The organism is uncultured Roseobacter sp. (genome assembly GCF_947501835.1).
In the GTDB taxonomy this organism is placed as follows: Bacteria; Pseudomonadota; Alphaproteobacteria; order Rhodobacterales; family Rhodobacteraceae; genus Roseobacter.
Window position 1 is genome coordinate 1 of record NZ_CANMXR010000062.1, and the last position, 443, is coordinate 443.

The 443-nt window shown below is 59.4% G+C and carries 1 protein-coding gene; it reads left to right on the forward strand.

Translation table 11 applies throughout. From position 1 onward, the window contains the following. A partial coding sequence (locus tag Q1A20_RS26095) for an isocitrate lyase/phosphoenolpyruvate mutase family protein (protein ID WP_299919740.1) occupies nt 1-434 on the forward strand: 434 nt, incomplete at its 5' end. Between the last annotated feature and the right edge of the window lie 9 nt (nt 435-443).

A 443-nucleotide genomic window follows, 5' to 3' on the forward strand; every position in this document is an offset into this window, starting at 1 on the left:
GCGCCGCTGCCGAGACTGCGGCGGCGTTGCCATTTTTTCTGACAGCGCGCGCAGAAAATTACCTTTGGGGTCGGCCCGATCTCAAAGATACGATCAAACGCTTGCAAGCCTTTTCGGAAGCCGGTGCCAATGTGCTTTATGCGCCAGGATTGCCAGATATTGAGGCAATCCGAACGGTGTGCCGGGAGGTCGACAAGCCTGTGAATGTGGTCATGGGGCTCAGCGGTCAAAGCTATTCGGTGGCCGAACTCTCCGAGGCAGGAGTCCGGCGCATTAGCGTCGGTGGGTCCTTTGCCAGGGCCGCGTTCGGCGCGCTCAAACGCGCAGCCGAGGAAGTGCGCGGCAGCGGCACATTCGAGTATGCACAAGACGCCATTCCGGAAGCGGTTTTGGCAAGTCTGATGTCCCAAGAACACTGCGCTGAGCGGGATTGAACGACCTGT